This window comes from Caecibacteroides pullorum, from assembly GCF_019239235.1.
Classification (GTDB): Bacteria; Bacteroidota; Bacteroidia; order Bacteroidales; family Bacteroidaceae; genus Bacteroides; species Bacteroides pullorum.
In genome coordinates this window covers 176,537-192,041 of the sequence record NZ_JAAZTS010000002.1, presented here as the reverse complement: position 1 = coordinate 192,041, position 15,505 = coordinate 176,537, and the positions used below count along the sequence as shown (strand labels likewise).

The 15,505-nt window shown below is 41.1% G+C and carries 21 protein-coding genes; 13 read left to right on the top strand and 8 right to left on the bottom strand.

All coding sequences use genetic code 11. The features are described from left to right. Positions 1–28: 28 nt before the first annotated feature. The 6 genes from HF894_RS02745 to HF894_RS02720 form a co-directional block, all read right to left on the bottom strand. Positions 29–1,000, bottom strand: a complete 972-nt coding sequence (locus HF894_RS02745; protein WP_204971015.1) for a hypothetical protein — start codon at positions 998–1,000, stop codon at positions 29–31. Between the two features lie 100 nt (positions 1,001–1,100). Next, on the bottom strand, positions 1,101–1,403 hold the full coding sequence (locus tag HF894_RS02740) for a helix-turn-helix domain-containing protein (RefSeq protein WP_204971014.1): 303 nt from the start codon (positions 1,401–1,403) through the stop codon (positions 1,101–1,103). Beyond that, positions 1,387–1,722 carry a type II toxin-antitoxin system RelE/ParE family toxin gene (locus HF894_RS02735; RefSeq protein ID WP_204971013.1) on the bottom strand — a complete coding sequence of 112 codons (336 nt, stop codon included), beginning with the start codon at positions 1,720–1,722 and terminating at the stop codon, positions 1,387–1,389. The genes HF894_RS02740 and HF894_RS02735 overlap by 17 nt, the downstream gene beginning before the upstream one ends. A gap of 161 nt (positions 1,723–1,883) precedes the next feature. After that, positions 1,884–2,879 carry a RhuM family protein gene (gene rhuM / locus HF894_RS02730; RefSeq protein WP_204971012.1) on the bottom strand — a complete coding sequence of 332 codons (996 nt, stop codon included), beginning with the start codon at positions 2,877–2,879 and terminating at the stop codon, positions 1,884–1,886. 93 nt (positions 2,880–2,972) lie between these two features. Further along, the gene (locus HF894_RS02725) at positions 2,973–3,569 is read right to left on the bottom strand and encodes a hypothetical protein (RefSeq protein ID WP_204971011.1); all 597 of its coding nucleotides are present in this window, start codon (positions 3,567–3,569) and stop codon (positions 2,973–2,975) included. A 15-nt stretch (positions 3,570–3,584) separates the two neighbouring features. Next, entirely contained in the window at positions 3,585–3,902 is a 318-nt protein-coding gene (locus tag HF894_RS02720; RefSeq protein WP_204971010.1) for a helix-turn-helix domain-containing protein, read from the bottom strand. A gap of 239 nt (positions 3,903–4,141) precedes the next feature. Here HF894_RS02720 and HF894_RS02715 point away from each other — a divergent pair, with 239 nt between their 5' ends. The 6 genes from HF894_RS02715 to HF894_RS02690 all read left to right on the top strand — a co-directional run bounded on the left by HF894_RS02715 (position 4,142) and on the right by HF894_RS02690 (position 6,125). Next, positions 4,142–4,357, top strand: coding sequence for a hypothetical protein (locus HF894_RS02715; RefSeq protein ID WP_204971009.1), 216 nt, complete (start codon positions 4,142–4,144; stop codon positions 4,355–4,357). Between the two features lie 120 nt (positions 4,358–4,477). Further along, complete coding sequence (locus HF894_RS02710) at positions 4,478–5,266, top strand: phage antirepressor KilAC domain-containing protein (RefSeq protein ID WP_204971008.1); 789 nt, start codon at positions 4,478–4,480, stop codon at positions 5,264–5,266. Beyond that, on the top strand, positions 5,263–5,439 hold the full coding sequence (locus HF894_RS02705) for a hypothetical protein (RefSeq protein WP_204971131.1): 177 nt from the start codon (positions 5,263–5,265) through the stop codon (positions 5,437–5,439). The genes HF894_RS02710 and HF894_RS02705 overlap by 4 nt, the downstream gene beginning before the upstream one ends. Further along, on the top strand, positions 5,432–5,704 hold the full coding sequence (locus HF894_RS02700; protein ID WP_204971007.1) for a hypothetical protein: 273 nt from the start codon (positions 5,432–5,434) through the stop codon (positions 5,702–5,704). Before HF894_RS02705 ends, HF894_RS02700 begins: the two co-directional genes overlap by 8 nt. A gap of 4 nt (positions 5,705–5,708) precedes the next feature. Further along, positions 5,709–5,933, top strand: coding sequence for a hypothetical protein (locus tag HF894_RS02695; RefSeq protein ID WP_204971006.1), 225 nt, complete (start codon positions 5,709–5,711; stop codon positions 5,931–5,933). 12 nt (positions 5,934–5,945) lie between these two features. Continuing rightward, complete coding sequence (locus tag HF894_RS02690; protein WP_204971005.1) at positions 5,946–6,125, top strand: hypothetical protein; 180 nt, start codon at positions 5,946–5,948, stop codon at positions 6,123–6,125. 54 nt (positions 6,126–6,179) lie between these two features. On the opposite strand, the gene HF894_RS02685 is transcribed toward HF894_RS02690, so the two are convergent. After that, positions 6,180–6,422 (bottom strand): DUF4248 domain-containing protein, encoded by a 243-nt coding sequence (locus tag HF894_RS02685; RefSeq protein WP_204971004.1) that lies wholly within the window; start codon positions 6,420–6,422, stop codon positions 6,180–6,182. Between the two features lie 159 nt (positions 6,423–6,581). Between HF894_RS02685 and HF894_RS02680 the strand changes: the two genes are divergently transcribed. The 3 genes from HF894_RS02680 to HF894_RS02670 all read left to right on the top strand — a co-directional run bounded on the left by HF894_RS02680 (position 6,582) and on the right by HF894_RS02670 (position 10,340). After that, positions 6,582–6,959, top strand: a complete 378-nt coding sequence (locus HF894_RS02680; RefSeq protein ID WP_204971003.1) for a phBC6A51 family helix-turn-helix protein — start codon at positions 6,582–6,584, stop codon at positions 6,957–6,959. After that, on the top strand, positions 6,956–9,403 hold the full coding sequence (locus HF894_RS15100) for a terminase large subunit domain-containing protein (protein WP_246593109.1): 2,448 nt from the start codon (positions 6,956–6,958) through the stop codon (positions 9,401–9,403). The genes HF894_RS02680 and HF894_RS15100 overlap by 4 nt, the downstream gene beginning before the upstream one ends. Before the next feature lie 364 nt (positions 9,404–9,767). Further along, positions 9,768–10,340: a GNAT family N-acetyltransferase gene (locus tag HF894_RS02670; protein ID WP_204971002.1), complete on the top strand. Its 573-nt coding sequence runs from the start codon at positions 9,768–9,770 to the stop codon at positions 10,338–10,340. A 102-nt stretch (positions 10,341–10,442) separates the two neighbouring features. Here the strand turns inward: HF894_RS02670 and HF894_RS02665 are convergent, their stop codons facing one another. Beyond that, entirely contained in the window at positions 10,443–11,303 is an 861-nt protein-coding gene (locus HF894_RS02665) for a hypothetical protein (protein ID WP_204971001.1), read from the bottom strand. A gap of 238 nt (positions 11,304–11,541) precedes the next feature. On the opposite strand from HF894_RS02665, the gene HF894_RS02660 reads away from it, so the two are divergent. The 4 genes from HF894_RS02660 (at position 11,542) to HF894_RS02645 (ending at position 15,409) form a co-directional block, all read left to right on the top strand. After that, entirely contained in the window at positions 11,542–12,945 is a 1,404-nt protein-coding gene (locus HF894_RS02660; RefSeq protein ID WP_204971000.1) for a phage portal protein, read from the top strand. Between the two features lie 174 nt (positions 12,946–13,119). Continuing rightward, the gene (locus tag HF894_RS02655) at positions 13,120–14,739 is read left to right on the top strand and encodes a hypothetical protein (RefSeq protein ID WP_204970999.1); all 1,620 of its coding nucleotides are present in this window, start codon (positions 13,120–13,122) and stop codon (positions 14,737–14,739) included. 24 nt (positions 14,740–14,763) lie between these two features. Beyond that, positions 14,764–14,991, top strand: a complete 228-nt coding sequence (locus HF894_RS02650; RefSeq protein WP_204970998.1) for a hypothetical protein — start codon at positions 14,764–14,766, stop codon at positions 14,989–14,991. Beyond that, the gene (locus HF894_RS02645; protein ID WP_204970997.1) at positions 14,978–15,409 is read left to right on the top strand and encodes an HD domain-containing protein; all 432 of its coding nucleotides are present in this window, start codon (positions 14,978–14,980) and stop codon (positions 15,407–15,409) included. The genes HF894_RS02650 and HF894_RS02645 overlap by 14 nt, the downstream gene beginning before the upstream one ends. Positions 15,410–15,505: the final 96 nt, after the last annotated feature.

The following is a 15,505-nucleotide window of genomic DNA, read 5'->3' as shown; positions in this document are numbered from 1 at the left end:
AATCTCTCGGAGCGGGGCTAAAATACTACTAATTTTGAATATCTGTCAATTTCCCATTTTCAAAATATAGATAATTCCCATCACCATATACCCATTGTTCGTGTGTTCCATAACTTCCTGTTGTTGTATTTATATCATTAGGCTCCCCCCAAGATTCTTTCGCCGCCTGTTTAGACATTCCAATACGTACTTTCTCTGCTATTATCAGATTAGCATTTTCAATTCCAAATTTTTTAGTCAAATAATGATATCTATCATTATCTATCATTCCCCAAACTTTCCCATTATTCAAAACAGACGCCTTAATCTCTATGTTACTTTTATCACCAAGTATCAGATATAAATTATTATATTCGCCTAAATTGACGGCGACATCCTTACATTTAAATACACTTCCTGATTTAAGTTTTATTTTCCCGTTGTTAGTCTGTTCAAATTCGTTATCTTTTGAAACTCTAAACGATTTACCGACATTTAATTGTTTAAGTTTCTCATAATATCCCAAAATTAATAGATTATCAATACCGCTTGCTATCGAAGAGTCCAAATTGTGCAGATAACAATAGAGGCTATCACTCGCATTTATGTCATTTAGTAGCAAGCAATACTCCATACCCATTATATCATGTTTTTGACTATATATATCAGAAATTATATAGTACTTCCCTGCTACAGCTTCATATGGAGTAAACTTCTCCTCATATCCCTTACTGCTTCTTGTGCTTTGTTTATAAAGCGTCTTTTTATAGGCATCGCTATGAAACCCCTTTTGATTATAAAACAAAAAATGGAATCCATTTTCTTTACTAAAAGCATTACCCATCACAAAAAGAGTTTGCCCCTTAAGTGATAAAATATTCTTCTCACTTATATTTGACAAACTATCATATTTAAGTTCCATTTCAGGTTTACTATCCTGTATTCGATTACCTATTGTGATTTGTGCATGAATAAATATAGGCATCATTACCAATAGTATAAATAAAAATTTCTTTATCATAATCCTAAAATAAAGATTAAACTTCCGTAGTTAATTTTATATCTTGTCACAATGTGAATAGGTAGTGTACCACTCCATCTTAGGGCTTTTTACAAGTTTCTTATAGAATGGGTTTGACTATTTCAACCTTCAGTCCGAGCGCATCAATGATACGGAAGAACAGGCCTACTCCGGGTTCGATTATTCCTTTTTCTATTCTTGATATATAAGTTTTGTTGGTTCCCACTTTCTCCGCCAATTCGGCCTGCGTCATTTTTTCCTGCTTCCGCGCATCGCAAATCATCTGGCCTACACAGTAAGTGTATGCCTCACGGTGAAACTCGTTCCTTTCCGGCGTACCGATCTTCCCGTATTTTTCATCCAGTATGGCATCGAAGCTGCCAATGTCATTTCTTTCCTGCATAATATTCCTTTTTTATTTCCAATGCTTTGTTTATCTCACTATCAGGCGTTTTCTGAGTTTTCTTCTGGAAACCGTTGAACAACATAACTATGTTTCCATCGTCAAAGATGAAGAATGCCCGATAAATACACCCGTTGTATGATGCTCTGATTTCATAAAGACCTTCACGTATGAACTTCACAAACTTCTCACTTACCCGTTCTTGTATTTTTAGCATACCCAAAATGTAATCAATCTTCTTTTGCGCTCCACTATCTAAAGAACGATAGAACGAAATGAAATAGTCTTTATAAAACAATATCTTCCTTTCTGCTTCCATTCTGCAAATATAGCAAAAGTTTACATATATAGCAACACAATCAAGCCTTTTCTTTGATTTTCGCCACTATATTTTCCAGTTCGGCTATCGTGGTTGCTTTGTAAAAATCCCCTTTGTGCTGGATTATGTTGGTAATGCCATCGCTCCGGAACAGGCCGGTTTTATTGTTTTCTGTTCTTTTTTGATGTTAAATTCTTAATATCTTTATCAAGCTCTTTTATGCTGTTCAAATGTTCCAGTTTTTTCTGGGCATCTTTATATTTGACATATTCCTCAGTGCCTTTCTTGGCAGCAAGTTCATGGGAAACACTTCCGGCACACTCTAATATTGTCTTTTCATTCATTGTCAATATTAACCGTAATTTTTCTATCCAATCTTTCATATACATTGGTTTATGCTGTGTGGCTTGAGATTCCGCATAAGCAAGATATTGTTCCACTATAAGTTTCAGCACTTTTATCTCCTCCTCACTAAGGTAATTCTTTCCTGTAAGCGCATCCACTTTGGTCACTTTGCCTGGCTTGCTCGTGGACGTAAGTCCCATCATAGGCAATGTTGCATTTGCACGGTAATAAACCAATTCCGCAGCCGTCTTTCCACTAACAGCCCAAAGCAACTTGTTCTGCACTTCTTTATAAAAAGCCAATGTCATTTCATCGGATGGGTCATAGTCTATACTTGTGGCATAAATATCCTTAACTTGTTGGTAAAACACTTTTTCAGACAACCGTATTTCACGTATGCGCTCCAGCAATTCTTTGAAATAGTTCATTGAAGAACCTGTGGTGAAACGCTCGTCGTTCAAAGTAAACCCCTTTATGATATATTCCCGTAGCCGTTGTGTCGCCCATTGTCGGAATTGTGTGCCTTGTTTGGATTTCACACGGTAGCCGACTGAAATAATCACATCAAGATTATAGAAATTGGTCGGTTTGGTGGAAAAATCGGAATTTCCGATTTTTCTTATGGTGTCCGTCTCGGAAAGTTCCCCTTCTGCATAAATATTTAGTATGTGCTCATTAATTGTAGAGCGTGATTTTCCAAATAAAGTGCTCATTTGGTCGATTGTCAGCCATACGGTCTCATCCTCAAACAGAACATCAACCTTAATGTTTCCGTCTTCGGACTTATATATTACGATTTCACTCTTTCCCATTTTTTAATTCTAATAGTTTCTCCAAATCATCAAATGAGTGGACATCATAAAGGGTTCCATGGGTCTCGAACCGGAAGGAACGGGGATAAATTTTTATATGTCTTTACTTTGATAAGATAATGCAACTGAATCTTTAATATGGCGAGTTATTGTATCTTCTATAAACACGTCTACAAAATACATATCATCCTGCTCAGACTTATTCAATTCTCCCCTAATCTGCTTATTCCTTATGTTCCATAAATAGACAATATAATCTTTATCTATTTCAATACTATCTTTATTTATAGTATTTTCTATTTGAGGAGTTCCGTATTTTGCAGAGAAAACCTCTTTTGTACCGTTCAATAAATCCAACGCATCATTTAATCCATCAACGTAGCTATGGAAATTAACCAAAAAGAGTTTGTTTTTGTATGTCATAATATTGGCATCTTCAAATTCCTCGTGTCCAATATTTTTATATTTCAAGTCTATTACCCATTTGGACGTATCTTTTTCCGATACATATCCAAGTTCTAATATAGATTTTATATCCATACCAAAATACATATCTTTATATGCTTTCAATGCTTGCTCTTCCGTATATTTTTCTTTTGGCGTTTCAATTTCTTGCTTTAGATTGTTTTTATTGGAACAGGCAACAGAAAAAGACAATACCAAAAATAACATGGGGATAATTTTTCTCATAACTTTTTTATTTAGTTAAACATCCATTTCTATCAATTTTCTTAAATCCTCAAAAGAGTGAACCTCATAAATAGTTCCTTTCACTTTCACGTATCCGGACACTTCGGAGGTAGAAGGAATGTTTGTAGCTGCAAATAAATCCCTAAATTCAACATCAAGAACTTTTGCAACTTCTATTAGTGTAGATATAGAAGCTCCTTTTCCTCCATTTATTATGTTGCTTACATATTGTGGGGCTTTACCCATTTTTTCAGCAAGTTCTTTAGAGGTCATATTCTTATCTGAAAGAATATCCTTAATCCTTAGCTTGAATATTTCGTTGTCAGTACCCATAATTTTTTTATTTAATGCAAATGTAGTATTGATTCGTGTAATAAAGAAAATAGGTTTATTAAAATATATTAAATAAACTCTTTTTCTTTTCTTTTTCTTGTTTGATAAAGAAAATAGGTTTATATTTGCATCATCAAACAAGAAGTAATAACAACTAAATATAAAGAACTATGGCAACAAAGTACAATAAATCGGAAATCATGAGAAGTGCTCACAGATTTTATAAGAGCAATGCGAGAATGGGAAGAACATTCGGTGAATGTCTTAGAATGGCATGGGAATGGGCCAAGGATGAAATCAAGTTCAAGGAAGAGCGCGAAGCCAAAATCAGACTACTCCTTGCATCACAGAAGCCCGTTCGGCGAACAACATCCAACGAAACCAATATCACGTGGAACGATTGCTACAACGTGAACAGCAGAGGATATATGGGAGCGCAATATTGCGGAGATTAATCGGGCAAACAACCGTAAGAAAGCCATTTACCCGTCAGAAGCAGGCAGGATATAAATAAACCGAATATAAACAATGTGTGCGGTACTCGCACTACCGCACACCATAAACAACCAAATATTATGAATAATCCAGTAGTTTACGACTACAAAGGTAGTCAAATTTCGTTTATCAGCGGCGAAAATGTGATGGTAAATGCTACGCAGATGGCAAAACCGTTTGGGAATGAGAAAAGACCTCAGTTTTGGCTGAGCAATCAGTATGCAAAAGATTACATTAATGAATTAAGCAAAGCAAGAAATATTGCTTTGGCTGATTTAGTGATAGTTACTAAAGGTGGTAACAACCCAGGCACATGGATGCACGAAGACGTAGCCTTGGAGTTCGCCCGTTGGCTAAGCCCAGCTTTTGCAATATGGTGCAACGACCGCATCAAGGAGCTTTTGCGCACCAGCGTAGCCACCGTAAGCAACGACGACGAGGCGATAGCCTACGCCATGCAAGTGCTGAGCAACCGCCTTGAACAGGCAAGGCAGGAGAAAGCCATGCTGGAGCAGCAGAACAACTACCTATCCAACGAAATCAGGCAGCAGGCTCCGAAAGTGAAGTATGTGGACGACGTACTCCAGTCGGCCCACACCTACACCTCCACGCAGATGGCCAAGGAACTGGACATGAAGACCGCGGAGCAGCTGCACAAGAAGCTGAAGGAAAAGGGAGTCATGTTCTACCAGTCCGGCCAGTGGATGCTGACGGCCACACATTGCGGCAAGGGATATACCCGTCCACGGACAACGGCATTCACCCGTTCCGACGGGTCGCAGGGAACCAACACCATCACCACGTGGACGGAAACCGGAAGGCTGTTCCTGCACCAATTGTTTGAAACCTTGCAGGAGGTACGGCCATGAACAGAGACAAGCATCGGCCATGCCATTCGCCCAAGACGATGGTGACCGTATTTGCGCTGGTTGCGGGCATTGTCCTGCTGCTGGGCACCGAGAGTGAATATTGCATAAGTAACATCATAGGCTTGGCGATAGCGTATGCCGCCTGCCGCAAATTGAATTTGTTTTATGAATGAAAAAGTAATCGGACACAGAACCGCCGACGCCATGAGCGTGGCAGAAATCAGTGAAAAGACCAGGGAAATCCTGATGGTATATGCTGCCTTTCTCGACGCGGAACAGGCATTCTACAACTGGCGCAACAAATACGGATATTCGAGGGACGACGCTACCAACGACGCGTTTGCGAACGGCAGCATTGCGTGCGAAAAGCTCATACTTGAATCCGTATCGGACAGCATCTCGTCCCAGATGGACAGTCTGAACTTCAAGGATATCTGAGAATATGCGGAAAATTGAGATAACGGACGAAGCCGCCCGCATCATCGGGGACATCCGTGAGAATACGGAAGAATGGAAGGCGCTCCTGTGCGATGCCTTTGCAGAAGCCGCCCTCCGCATGGGCGAGTGCGGGACATACAGCGAAAGGTCGGCAAGCCCGCTGCTGGCACTTGGCCAATACAGCCGCCTGCTTGACGCGCTGGCGGAAGAGAGCGAAAAACAACTCTAAAAATTATAAATCATGAGCAAAGAAGCAAAAAAGTACATCGCGCGCCACAAGGTGACCGTGGGCGGAAAATGGATGGTACCGCTGATGCGGGCCAACGAAGCGGCGGAAATCGCATTTGAAGAAGGAAGGCTGTCAACCGCGTCGGATAAAAAGGAGGAGAACACCTGCGAAAAACGAAAAGAGGCGGAATGAACAATCGAAAGCCGGAGTATGTATATTGACTTGCATACTCCGGCTTCATTTCCCTCATGGAGGGTCCAAGTGCTCCACTATAATTCTCACCTGCTTCGGTGTAAGAATTTTCTGCCCGTTGTAATATCCGGCTTCCATCATGCGGGCCAGCAGCTTGCCATTATTGTTAATCCACTTCTTCAATTGCGAACTTGCCGCCCTGGGCGTGCTGTTCGGGAAATATAGCATCCCCAGTTCCTGGAGTCCGTAAGCCTTTATTCTGAAAGCCTCCCCTTCCTGTGTTCCATACTTTTCCATACCATACAATTGTTTGTCTTCGTAAACCAACATCGTTGATGTTTCATGCACAAAGTTACAAAATTATAGTAGTGGAACATCTAAAAATGATTGTTTTTCAAACATTTTTCTTACCTTTGTAGTTCAAGAAAGATATCATAAGACAAAAACAGGTGGAATATGACAAAGAAAGAAAAACAAAAGCAGTTTTTAAGCCATTTCCGTGACAGCCACGGGATTGTCTCGTTTGCCTGCCAGCAAGTCGGCATCACAAGGTCCTGTTATTACAAGTGGAGGGAGAACGACCCGAAGTTCAGGGAAAAGGCAGACGAAATTGAGGAAGAAACCATAGACCACGTAGAGTCCAAACTATACAACGCCATAGACAAGGGAGATCTGACCGCCATAATCTTCTACCTGAAAACGAAGGGCAAGAAGCGAGGTTATGTAGAGAAGGCCGAACAAAGCATATCCGTCAAGGAAGTACGGACGGAGATGTCCCGTGAAGAAATCATCGACGAACTGGAACGGCTGGAAAGACTGCGTGACGAACAATGAGGCTGACCGACGCACAGGTAAAAAGGAAGTTGGAACTGGAACGTCTGCTGCTGAAGAAAGACGCTCCCGGTATGTTCTATAAATTCATTCCGTATATCAACCCGTCTTACGTCAGCCAGTGGTTCCACAAAGCCATTGCCGACCATTGCCAGATGATACTCGACGGCAGGATAAAGAATCTGATGGTATTCATGCCTCCCCAGCACGGAAAGGCATTAGATATAAAAACGCCGATACTGACCGCAAACCGTGGATGGGTTGAGCATGGTTTATTATGCGTTGGGGATTATGTATTTGCACCGAACGGAGAAAAGGTCAGAATAGAGGCTGTCACGTGCCATTATCCGTGTAAATGCAGCAAAGTAAGGTTTGCGGACGGTAATCCAATCATTGCAGCTAATCAGCATGAATGGGGATGCTATATTCCTAATTCAAGCCATGATTCTGTGTATTATCCGCAAATCGAGACACAAGAGATAGCGATTAAGATAAAAGACAGAAGCCCTTATCTCAAAGCTGCAAGTCCTCTTGTATGCGAGAACAAGAAATTGCCGACGCCTCCTTATTTGCTCGGATTGTGGCTCGGGGACGGAGCGTCGAGACATAAGCAGATATGCAAGTCAGTGGATGACTGCAAATTCTTTTTGTCTCAATATAGCGGGAAGATAGTAAGTGTCAAAGGAAATGTCGCTTATATAACATTTGACGAGCTGAATAATACGAAGTTAAGACAAATTGGCGTTTTAGGGAACAAGCATATACCTCCTGAATATCTGTATGCTGATATAAGGCAACGCATATCATTATTGCAGGGGCTCATGGATACTGACGGATATTGCGACAAGCGAGGCAACTGTGAGATTATTCAAACAAATGAAGCACTTGCCAATGACATCTGTGAGCTTGTAAGAGGATTGGGATATAAACCGAGAATGCATCAAGGGAATGCAACGCTCGAAGGGCATATCGTTTCAAAGAAATATCGCATTTGCTTCAATCCTGATAAAGACGATGCAGTCTTTTTGCTCCCACGTAAGGCTGAACGATTGCAGAATAAACAAACCAAAGACAGGTCTGATAAGAAGAAACATTTTATCAAATCTATAGTTCCATATGGCGAATGTATTGTAAACTGCATACAGGTAGAGGGCGGATATTATCTTGCGGGGAAAGAATTAAGACCGACCCACAACAGCGAGATAATATCCCGGAGTTTCCCCGCATACGCGCTGGGCTATAACCCCAACCTGAAGATAGTGGGAACGTCATATAGCGCCAACCTTGCCGAACAATTCTCACGATCCATACAGCGCGTCATCGACAGCCCGGAGTACCAGAGCATCTTCCCCGACACCTACCTGAACGGCTCCAATGTCCGGACAGACGTAAGAGGATATCTGCGCAATGTGGACATATTCGAGACGGTGGGTCACAAGGGGTTTTACAAGGCTGTAGGCGTAGGAGGCTCGCTCACAGGTACACCGGTTGACATCGCAATCATAGACGACCCTATAAAGGATGCCATGACGGCCTATTCCCCCGTCAGCCGCGAACGGGTATGGGACTGGTACACTTCGGTGTTGCTTACCCGTCTGCATAATGCGAGCAACCAGTTGTTCATTATGACCCGCTGGCATGAAGACGACCTTGCCGGGCGCATTCTGAAAAAAGAGCCGGACAAATGGACTGTACTTTCCATACCTGCCATCCGGGAAAGTCTTGACGACGGCAACGATTTCGATCCCCGCAAAGTAGGTGAAGCCTTGTGGCCCGGCCGTCATTCACTGGAACGGCTTCTTGACGCACGAAACCGCTCACCGCGATTCTTCTCAGCGCTCTACCAGCAGCACCCCACCATCGAGGGAGGAAACATCATCAAGGAACAATGGTTCAGGCATATTTCTTTATTCGAGTTCAACAAGAAACGTCAAGGCGAACCCGTCACATTCTTTGTGGATACCGCATATACCGAAAAAACGTCGAACGACCCGACGGGTATTCTCGGCTCCTGCATGATTGACAACAACATCTACATTGTCTGCGCCAAGAAGGTGAACATGAAGTTCCCCGAACTGTGCCGCTTCCTGCCCTCATACGTGCGTGACAATGGGTACGGCAGGGGAAGCAGCGTGCGCATCGAGCCAAAAGCGAACGGACTTTCGGTAATCGACCAGTTATATGAAAGCACCAATCTCAACGTTACTTCCACCCCTTCCCCGAAAGACAGCAAGGAAACCAGGCTCAACGCCTCGTCACCGTATGTGGAAAGCGGGCGGGTGTGGCTTGTGGACGGCGACTGGAACGACCTGTTCGTGGACGAAGTATGCGGTTTTCCGGCAAAGCCCCACGATGAGTTTGTGGATCTGCTATGCTATTCCATAGATTATCACCATGCAGAAGGAAAAGTGATGAGCGAAGAAGAAATTCTAAGGGATTTTCTGTGATATTATCCATTCAGGTTACAAGATTTGCACAATATCTGAAAATTAAAAATTGATGATAAAAACGGATTCAGAATTTATCACGAATTATGAATGACAATTAAATTTCATAATAAACAACCTTAAAAATCCATTTTACGCTGATTAATATTATTGTACTAAAAAAATTTTAGTATCTTTGCATTGAGAAAGAGCTATCTTATGATTAATTCAAACCCAAATCCTAAAATGAGCCGTGACGAAATAGTTTCATTTCGTCGGTCGGTAATGAATCGGATGCTTGGAAAACTGAGTGCCGATGAAAGTCGCGCTTTGTCTCAAAGGAAGATACAAATCGAAAGAACCGCCAAACGTATCATAACCAACAATGGAGGAAAAAACCCCATCCTCGGATATTAATATTATTATTGAAAAGTTGTCTGACGATGATTACAGGCAATTGTCTTCATTTTCTTGCGGAACTGAAAAGTTAGATAGCTTTTTCCACAACGAACTTGAACAATGTGTCAAGTACAAATATTTGTCTGCATATTGTGCCAAACTTTCCACCACCAATGAAATAATAGCATTATTTACGCTTGCTAACGACTCCGTAGTCATCGGACAATTGGACGATAAGGATGATTTCATTAATGAAATGAAAGAGATTTTAAACGATGAGTATGCAGAGACCTTTGAAAATCAGACATCGTTTCCAGCCGTAAATATAGGACATTTAGGAGTTCGCGAAGACTACCAAAGCAAAGGTGTAGGCCGCCAAATCGTTGAATTTGTAATTTATACCTTTTCCAAGTATGACATTTCTGGATGCCAATTTATCACCGTGGATTCACTAAATAATCCACGTACAAATAAATTCTATCTAAATAATGGCTTTTCCAATCAAACAAACGGAGACATAATGTCTGATACTAGACGTATGTATCAGCCATTGTTTTGATTTGATATACTGTTATAAATTATATCCCATTTTGCAGAGACAAAGCAAAGACCACACAAGTGTTATACAGATATCACTTAAGATTCTACTATCCTAAATCAACTACTTAAGATTTTTATCAGAAATACTCTGTAATTGTAAAATCCCGTTATTCTTAATTATCTTATATACAGTACCATCCAATTGAACTGTTTTATCTTCTCCGAGCTTCGATACACAATGAAGAAGAAATTTATTTTCATCCAACCAATATCTTTCAGCAATTTCTTTTGACCCAGACTTCAAATTAATGTATGAAATATACTCTTCAATAGAATCGAACTGAAATAATCTCATATTCAAATATACGACATAAGGATTCGCCTTATCATCGCAACTACACACAAACCTACAATTATCTTCATCTCCTTGACTTACATTATTAGGGAAATAAATAATTCCATAAGTTGCCACTTCTTGTGGATATAAATACTCAACCATAAATTCGCCACCACCAGATTTCTCAAAGTCAAATTCATTCTTAGAGCGATATCCTTTCATAATATAACTTTTCCTTTTGCCATCAAATCTGATCAGAATATTATTTGCATTCAATTTTCCTCCATTATACAATTGCAACGTAAGTGCATATCCTGCATCCTTGTTAGAATATATCACATCTATATCATAAGTCTCATTATTCTTTAGCTCATATCCACCTAAACGTAAAACTAAGTCATCATGATATTTAATTTTATCATCATTCAACTTTTCTAATTTCAAGGCTTCAACTTGCATCTTTTCATTCCGGTATTGCACATAAGAAATTATAGTTGCAATTATTGCTACAATTAATCCAATTGTTTGAATCGTAAATATTTTCCTTAATATATTTTTTAACCATGCATATTTAGTATGATCAGATAATTCATTATTAATATCAGGCAATTCTTGACTATCTTTACGTCGCTTATTCTTTTCCATAATAATGCTATTAAAATATTACATCAAATTTAAAGCATGTGATCTCAAAAAAGTAATATGTTATTGCAACCTTAAATTTTCAACCAAAAATAAACATAAAAAGAGATATTTTAATCAATTTCGACCACCAAATATCTTATCAACTACAATTATCCAACAAATATGATTGAAAAACAAACATTTATTGTTAACTTTGCACAATAACCAATCACCGTATGAAGGAGTACGGAGCACGCTTATGGACGAAATAACCGCAATACTCGACCCGTCAAGAAACGTAACGGACATCATCAATGACCTCAAGGAGAAGAGCATTGACATACCCGAATGGGACAAGTTGATAAACGACTATGAACCTACCAAGCATAAGATTGTTCAAGACCATTGCAACCGAAAGGACAAGGAACGTTCTGACGGGGTTATCGAAATAGCCTCCCGCATTTACGTTGGACTTGAAAAGCTTCTTACCAAACGAATTACTGAGTTCATGTACGCCATCCCGGTGAAACGCATCTACCACAACACTGAAGGAAATGAGATCAGACAGCAAATCGCCAAGGCTATCGAGGCTATCTACAAATACGCACGCATTGACTCCGAAAACATCAAACGTGGCGTGGCTTACTTTGCATCCTGCGAGATATTCACTATCTGGTATGTCGTTCAGAAAAAGAATACTTTGTATGGTTTTGAAAGCGATTACAAGCTGAAGTGCAAGACATATTCCCCTATGGATGGAGTATTGCTCTATCCGCTGATTGATGAACTTGGCGATATGCTGGCCATGTCCTTCCAATACAAGAAGAAGGTGAAGGATGTGGAAATAATCTACTTTGAAACCTACACTGCCAATCAACACTACCTGTGGAAACAGGCAGGAAACGGCTGGGAACTTGTCATGTCCGAACCTGTCAGCCTGCTCAAGATACCCGGTGCGTACGCTTGTAGGCCGGAGCCTATCTACCACGGACTTTCGCACATCCGGGAGGAAATAGAATATACATTGTCCCGAAACAGCGATGTGATAGCCTACAATTCATCGCCCATACTGAAGGTAGTTGGAGATTTGACTGGAAGTGAAAACAAGGGAGAAAGCCGAAGGGTTTATCAGCTTAAGAACGGAGGGGATATTGCTTACGTCTCATGGAGCCAAGCTATCGAGGCGTTGAAATATCATGTGGACACATTGCTTAAGTTGTTCTTCATGCAGTCGCAGATGCCTGATGTTTCATTTGAGAACATGAAATCACTTGGAAGCATCGGTTATGACGCAAGGCAAATGCTACTGACCGACGCGCATCTGAAAGTAGGTGACGAAAGCGGCCCGTGGATTGAGTTCTTTGAGCGTGAATGCAGTGTCATCAAGCAGTTCCTGAAAATGATGAATACTTCTTGGGCAAAAGAAGTAGATAATGTCGAGGTTGAACACGTCATCACGCCATTCATACAGAATGACGAAACGGCCATGATTACCCGATTGCAGAAAGGGAATGGAGGAAAGGCCATTTTCAGCCAGCTTGAATCCATTAAAATGGCCGGTTACTCCAATGATGCTGAAAAGACTTTGAAGCAGATCCAGAAAGAGGACGAAATGGCTTTGCAGGCAAGAATGACAAACGCGCTCACTGAAACAGCTCTTTGATATGGCCAAAAAGAATGTAGTAAGTCAAACAAATTACCGATGCCGTGACTGCCGTCACGCATACGATTACCACGAAAAGAACCTGAAAGGTGAATACTTCATGTGTAAATGCCCCTTTCAGAAACGGAGCATGTTCCTGAACAGGGATGTATGTGACAGATTTGAGAAGAAACGATGACAAAGCCCAAAACTCCCAACCAAAAGAACAAGTACGGCGAACTGAGCAAACGGTTGGCCGGATATGTCTCGCTCATCCAGTCTGTTTACGAGACACTGAATCTGGAAGCGGCAAAGCTGGTTGAGAACCTTGGCATTGATGATGCCGTTGAAGAGCCTTTCAGTTTCTCGCATTACCCAGAGACACAAAAGAAGATGGCCGAAATACAGAAACGGTTTGTCGAGGATATAGGTGCCGTCATTTACCGTGGAACCGGTGACGAATGGAAGAACAGCAACGAGGTGCAGGATCTGTTGGCAAACAACGTACTGAAAGCATACGAAGCGGTGGTTGACAAGGAAAAGTACAAAGTCCTGTATCAAACAAATTCTGATGCACTGGAAGCTTTCCAAAACCGGAAGGATAAAGGGTTTAACGTTTCAGACAAATTGTGGAGCCAGTCTTCCGTTTACAAGAAAGAGCTGGAGGATGCCATATCCTGCGCCATAGAGAAAGGAATGAGTGCCGTCACGCTGAGTAAACGTATATCAAAATATCTGCAAGACTTCCCGCAACTACAAAAGGACTATAAAGAGAAGTTCGGTATTGCAAGCAAGGCGATGGACTGCGAGTACCGTTCTATCCGTCTGGCCGCATCTGAAATCAACATGGCTTACCGGGCCGCCGAAAACAAGCGTTGGGAACAGATGGATTTTGTGGTTGGCTATGAAATCAAATTGAGCGGAAATCATACCTTGAACGGAAAGCCGTTCACCGACATTTGCGACACGCTGGCAGGGAAATACCCGAAAGATTTTGTGTGGACAGGCTGGCACCCGCTTTGCCGTTGCTATAAAATACCCATCCTCAAAACAGAAGAAGAGTTCTGGAGCTGGGACGGAAGAAGCGAAGCGTCAACGGATAGTGTAAACAGCGTAAGGGATGTTCCTGACCAATTTAAGAAATGGGTTCTCGAGAATTCAGTCAGGATAGAAAAAGCAAACGCCAATGGAACTTTGCCCTATTTCCTGAAAGACAACAAAGAAATATTCCAAAACATATCGACTGAAAAATCCGTATCTGAAGTGATGCAACGTGCATCCGATGTTGGAAATGAAGTGCAGTCGCTTGCCGAGGGAATAGCTTCCCGATATAGTGGTTATGTTACACCTGTCAATTATAAAAGCAAGTCGTCCATAACGAGAAAGGTCAATACCGAACATGTGACTCCATACGATATAAAAGATGCTGTCAGGACTACCATTATTGCTCCGAAATCCGAAATCGAAAGTATCCTAAAAGAACTGAACAACCTACCATCTTTTATCAGACTGAAACGGCAAAAGCCTGAATCTTTTATGGGATATAGTGGGAACATTGTCAATATCCGTACCTCTAATGAATTGACCGCTGAGATACAGGTAAACACAGACCGGATGATTTATGCAAAAGAACTGCCGGAAGAAGCCAAACGCATACTTGGAGAGAACAGATGGAACGAAATCCACAAGGAAACAGGACTTGAAGGCGGGCTCGGGCACAAATATTATGAGGAATGGAGAATGATGGACAAATCCAACCCAAAAGCCATAGAAATAGCCAAAAAATCGGCTGAATATTATAGTCATTTCCAATAAAAATCACTATCTTTACATACAATTATGAACCAAAGAATTCTATTTGAAAAGTTGAATAATGGTGATATGGTCTATATCAAAGATGACTTTGAAGAAGCCTGTATCAGGCTGTCCGCTTCCGACGGCCACACTACTACTTTCCTCAAACATCGTGGACGAAAAGAAGTGGAAGTCAGCCAATCGTATGAAGCTGTAGGAAATATCATACTTGGAGGAGAAGAAATTGGAAAGGAAGAATATGACAAATACTAATGAACTGCTTGACATTGCCCTCACCATTGCAACCAAGGCACATGAAGGGCAGACCGACAAGGCTGGCGCACCCTACATTTTCCACCCGATACGTGTGGCAAACCGCTGTCTGACAGATGAAGAAAAAATTGTTGCCTTGTTGCACGATGTAATCGAAGACAGTGAAACCTCTGCATCCGATTTGCTTGCCAAAGGATTTCCACGTACCATTGTTGACGCCGTACTATCTGTGACACGCAACGAAGACGAGAGCTACGATGAATTTATAAAACGGTCACGCCTTAATCCTATAGGGCGACAAGTCAAAATCCACGACCTTGAAGATAATCTCGACATAACAAGGCTTGCGCAGGTTACAGAAAACGATATAGTCAGATTGAACAAATACATTTCGGCATACCGATACCTTCGTGAATAAATGATACAACCATAGCGTCCATTATTTTTTCAATAAAAATATTTGTTTTTCAAACACTTTTGTTTATCTTTGTCCCAGCATGTGAAGCTACATGTT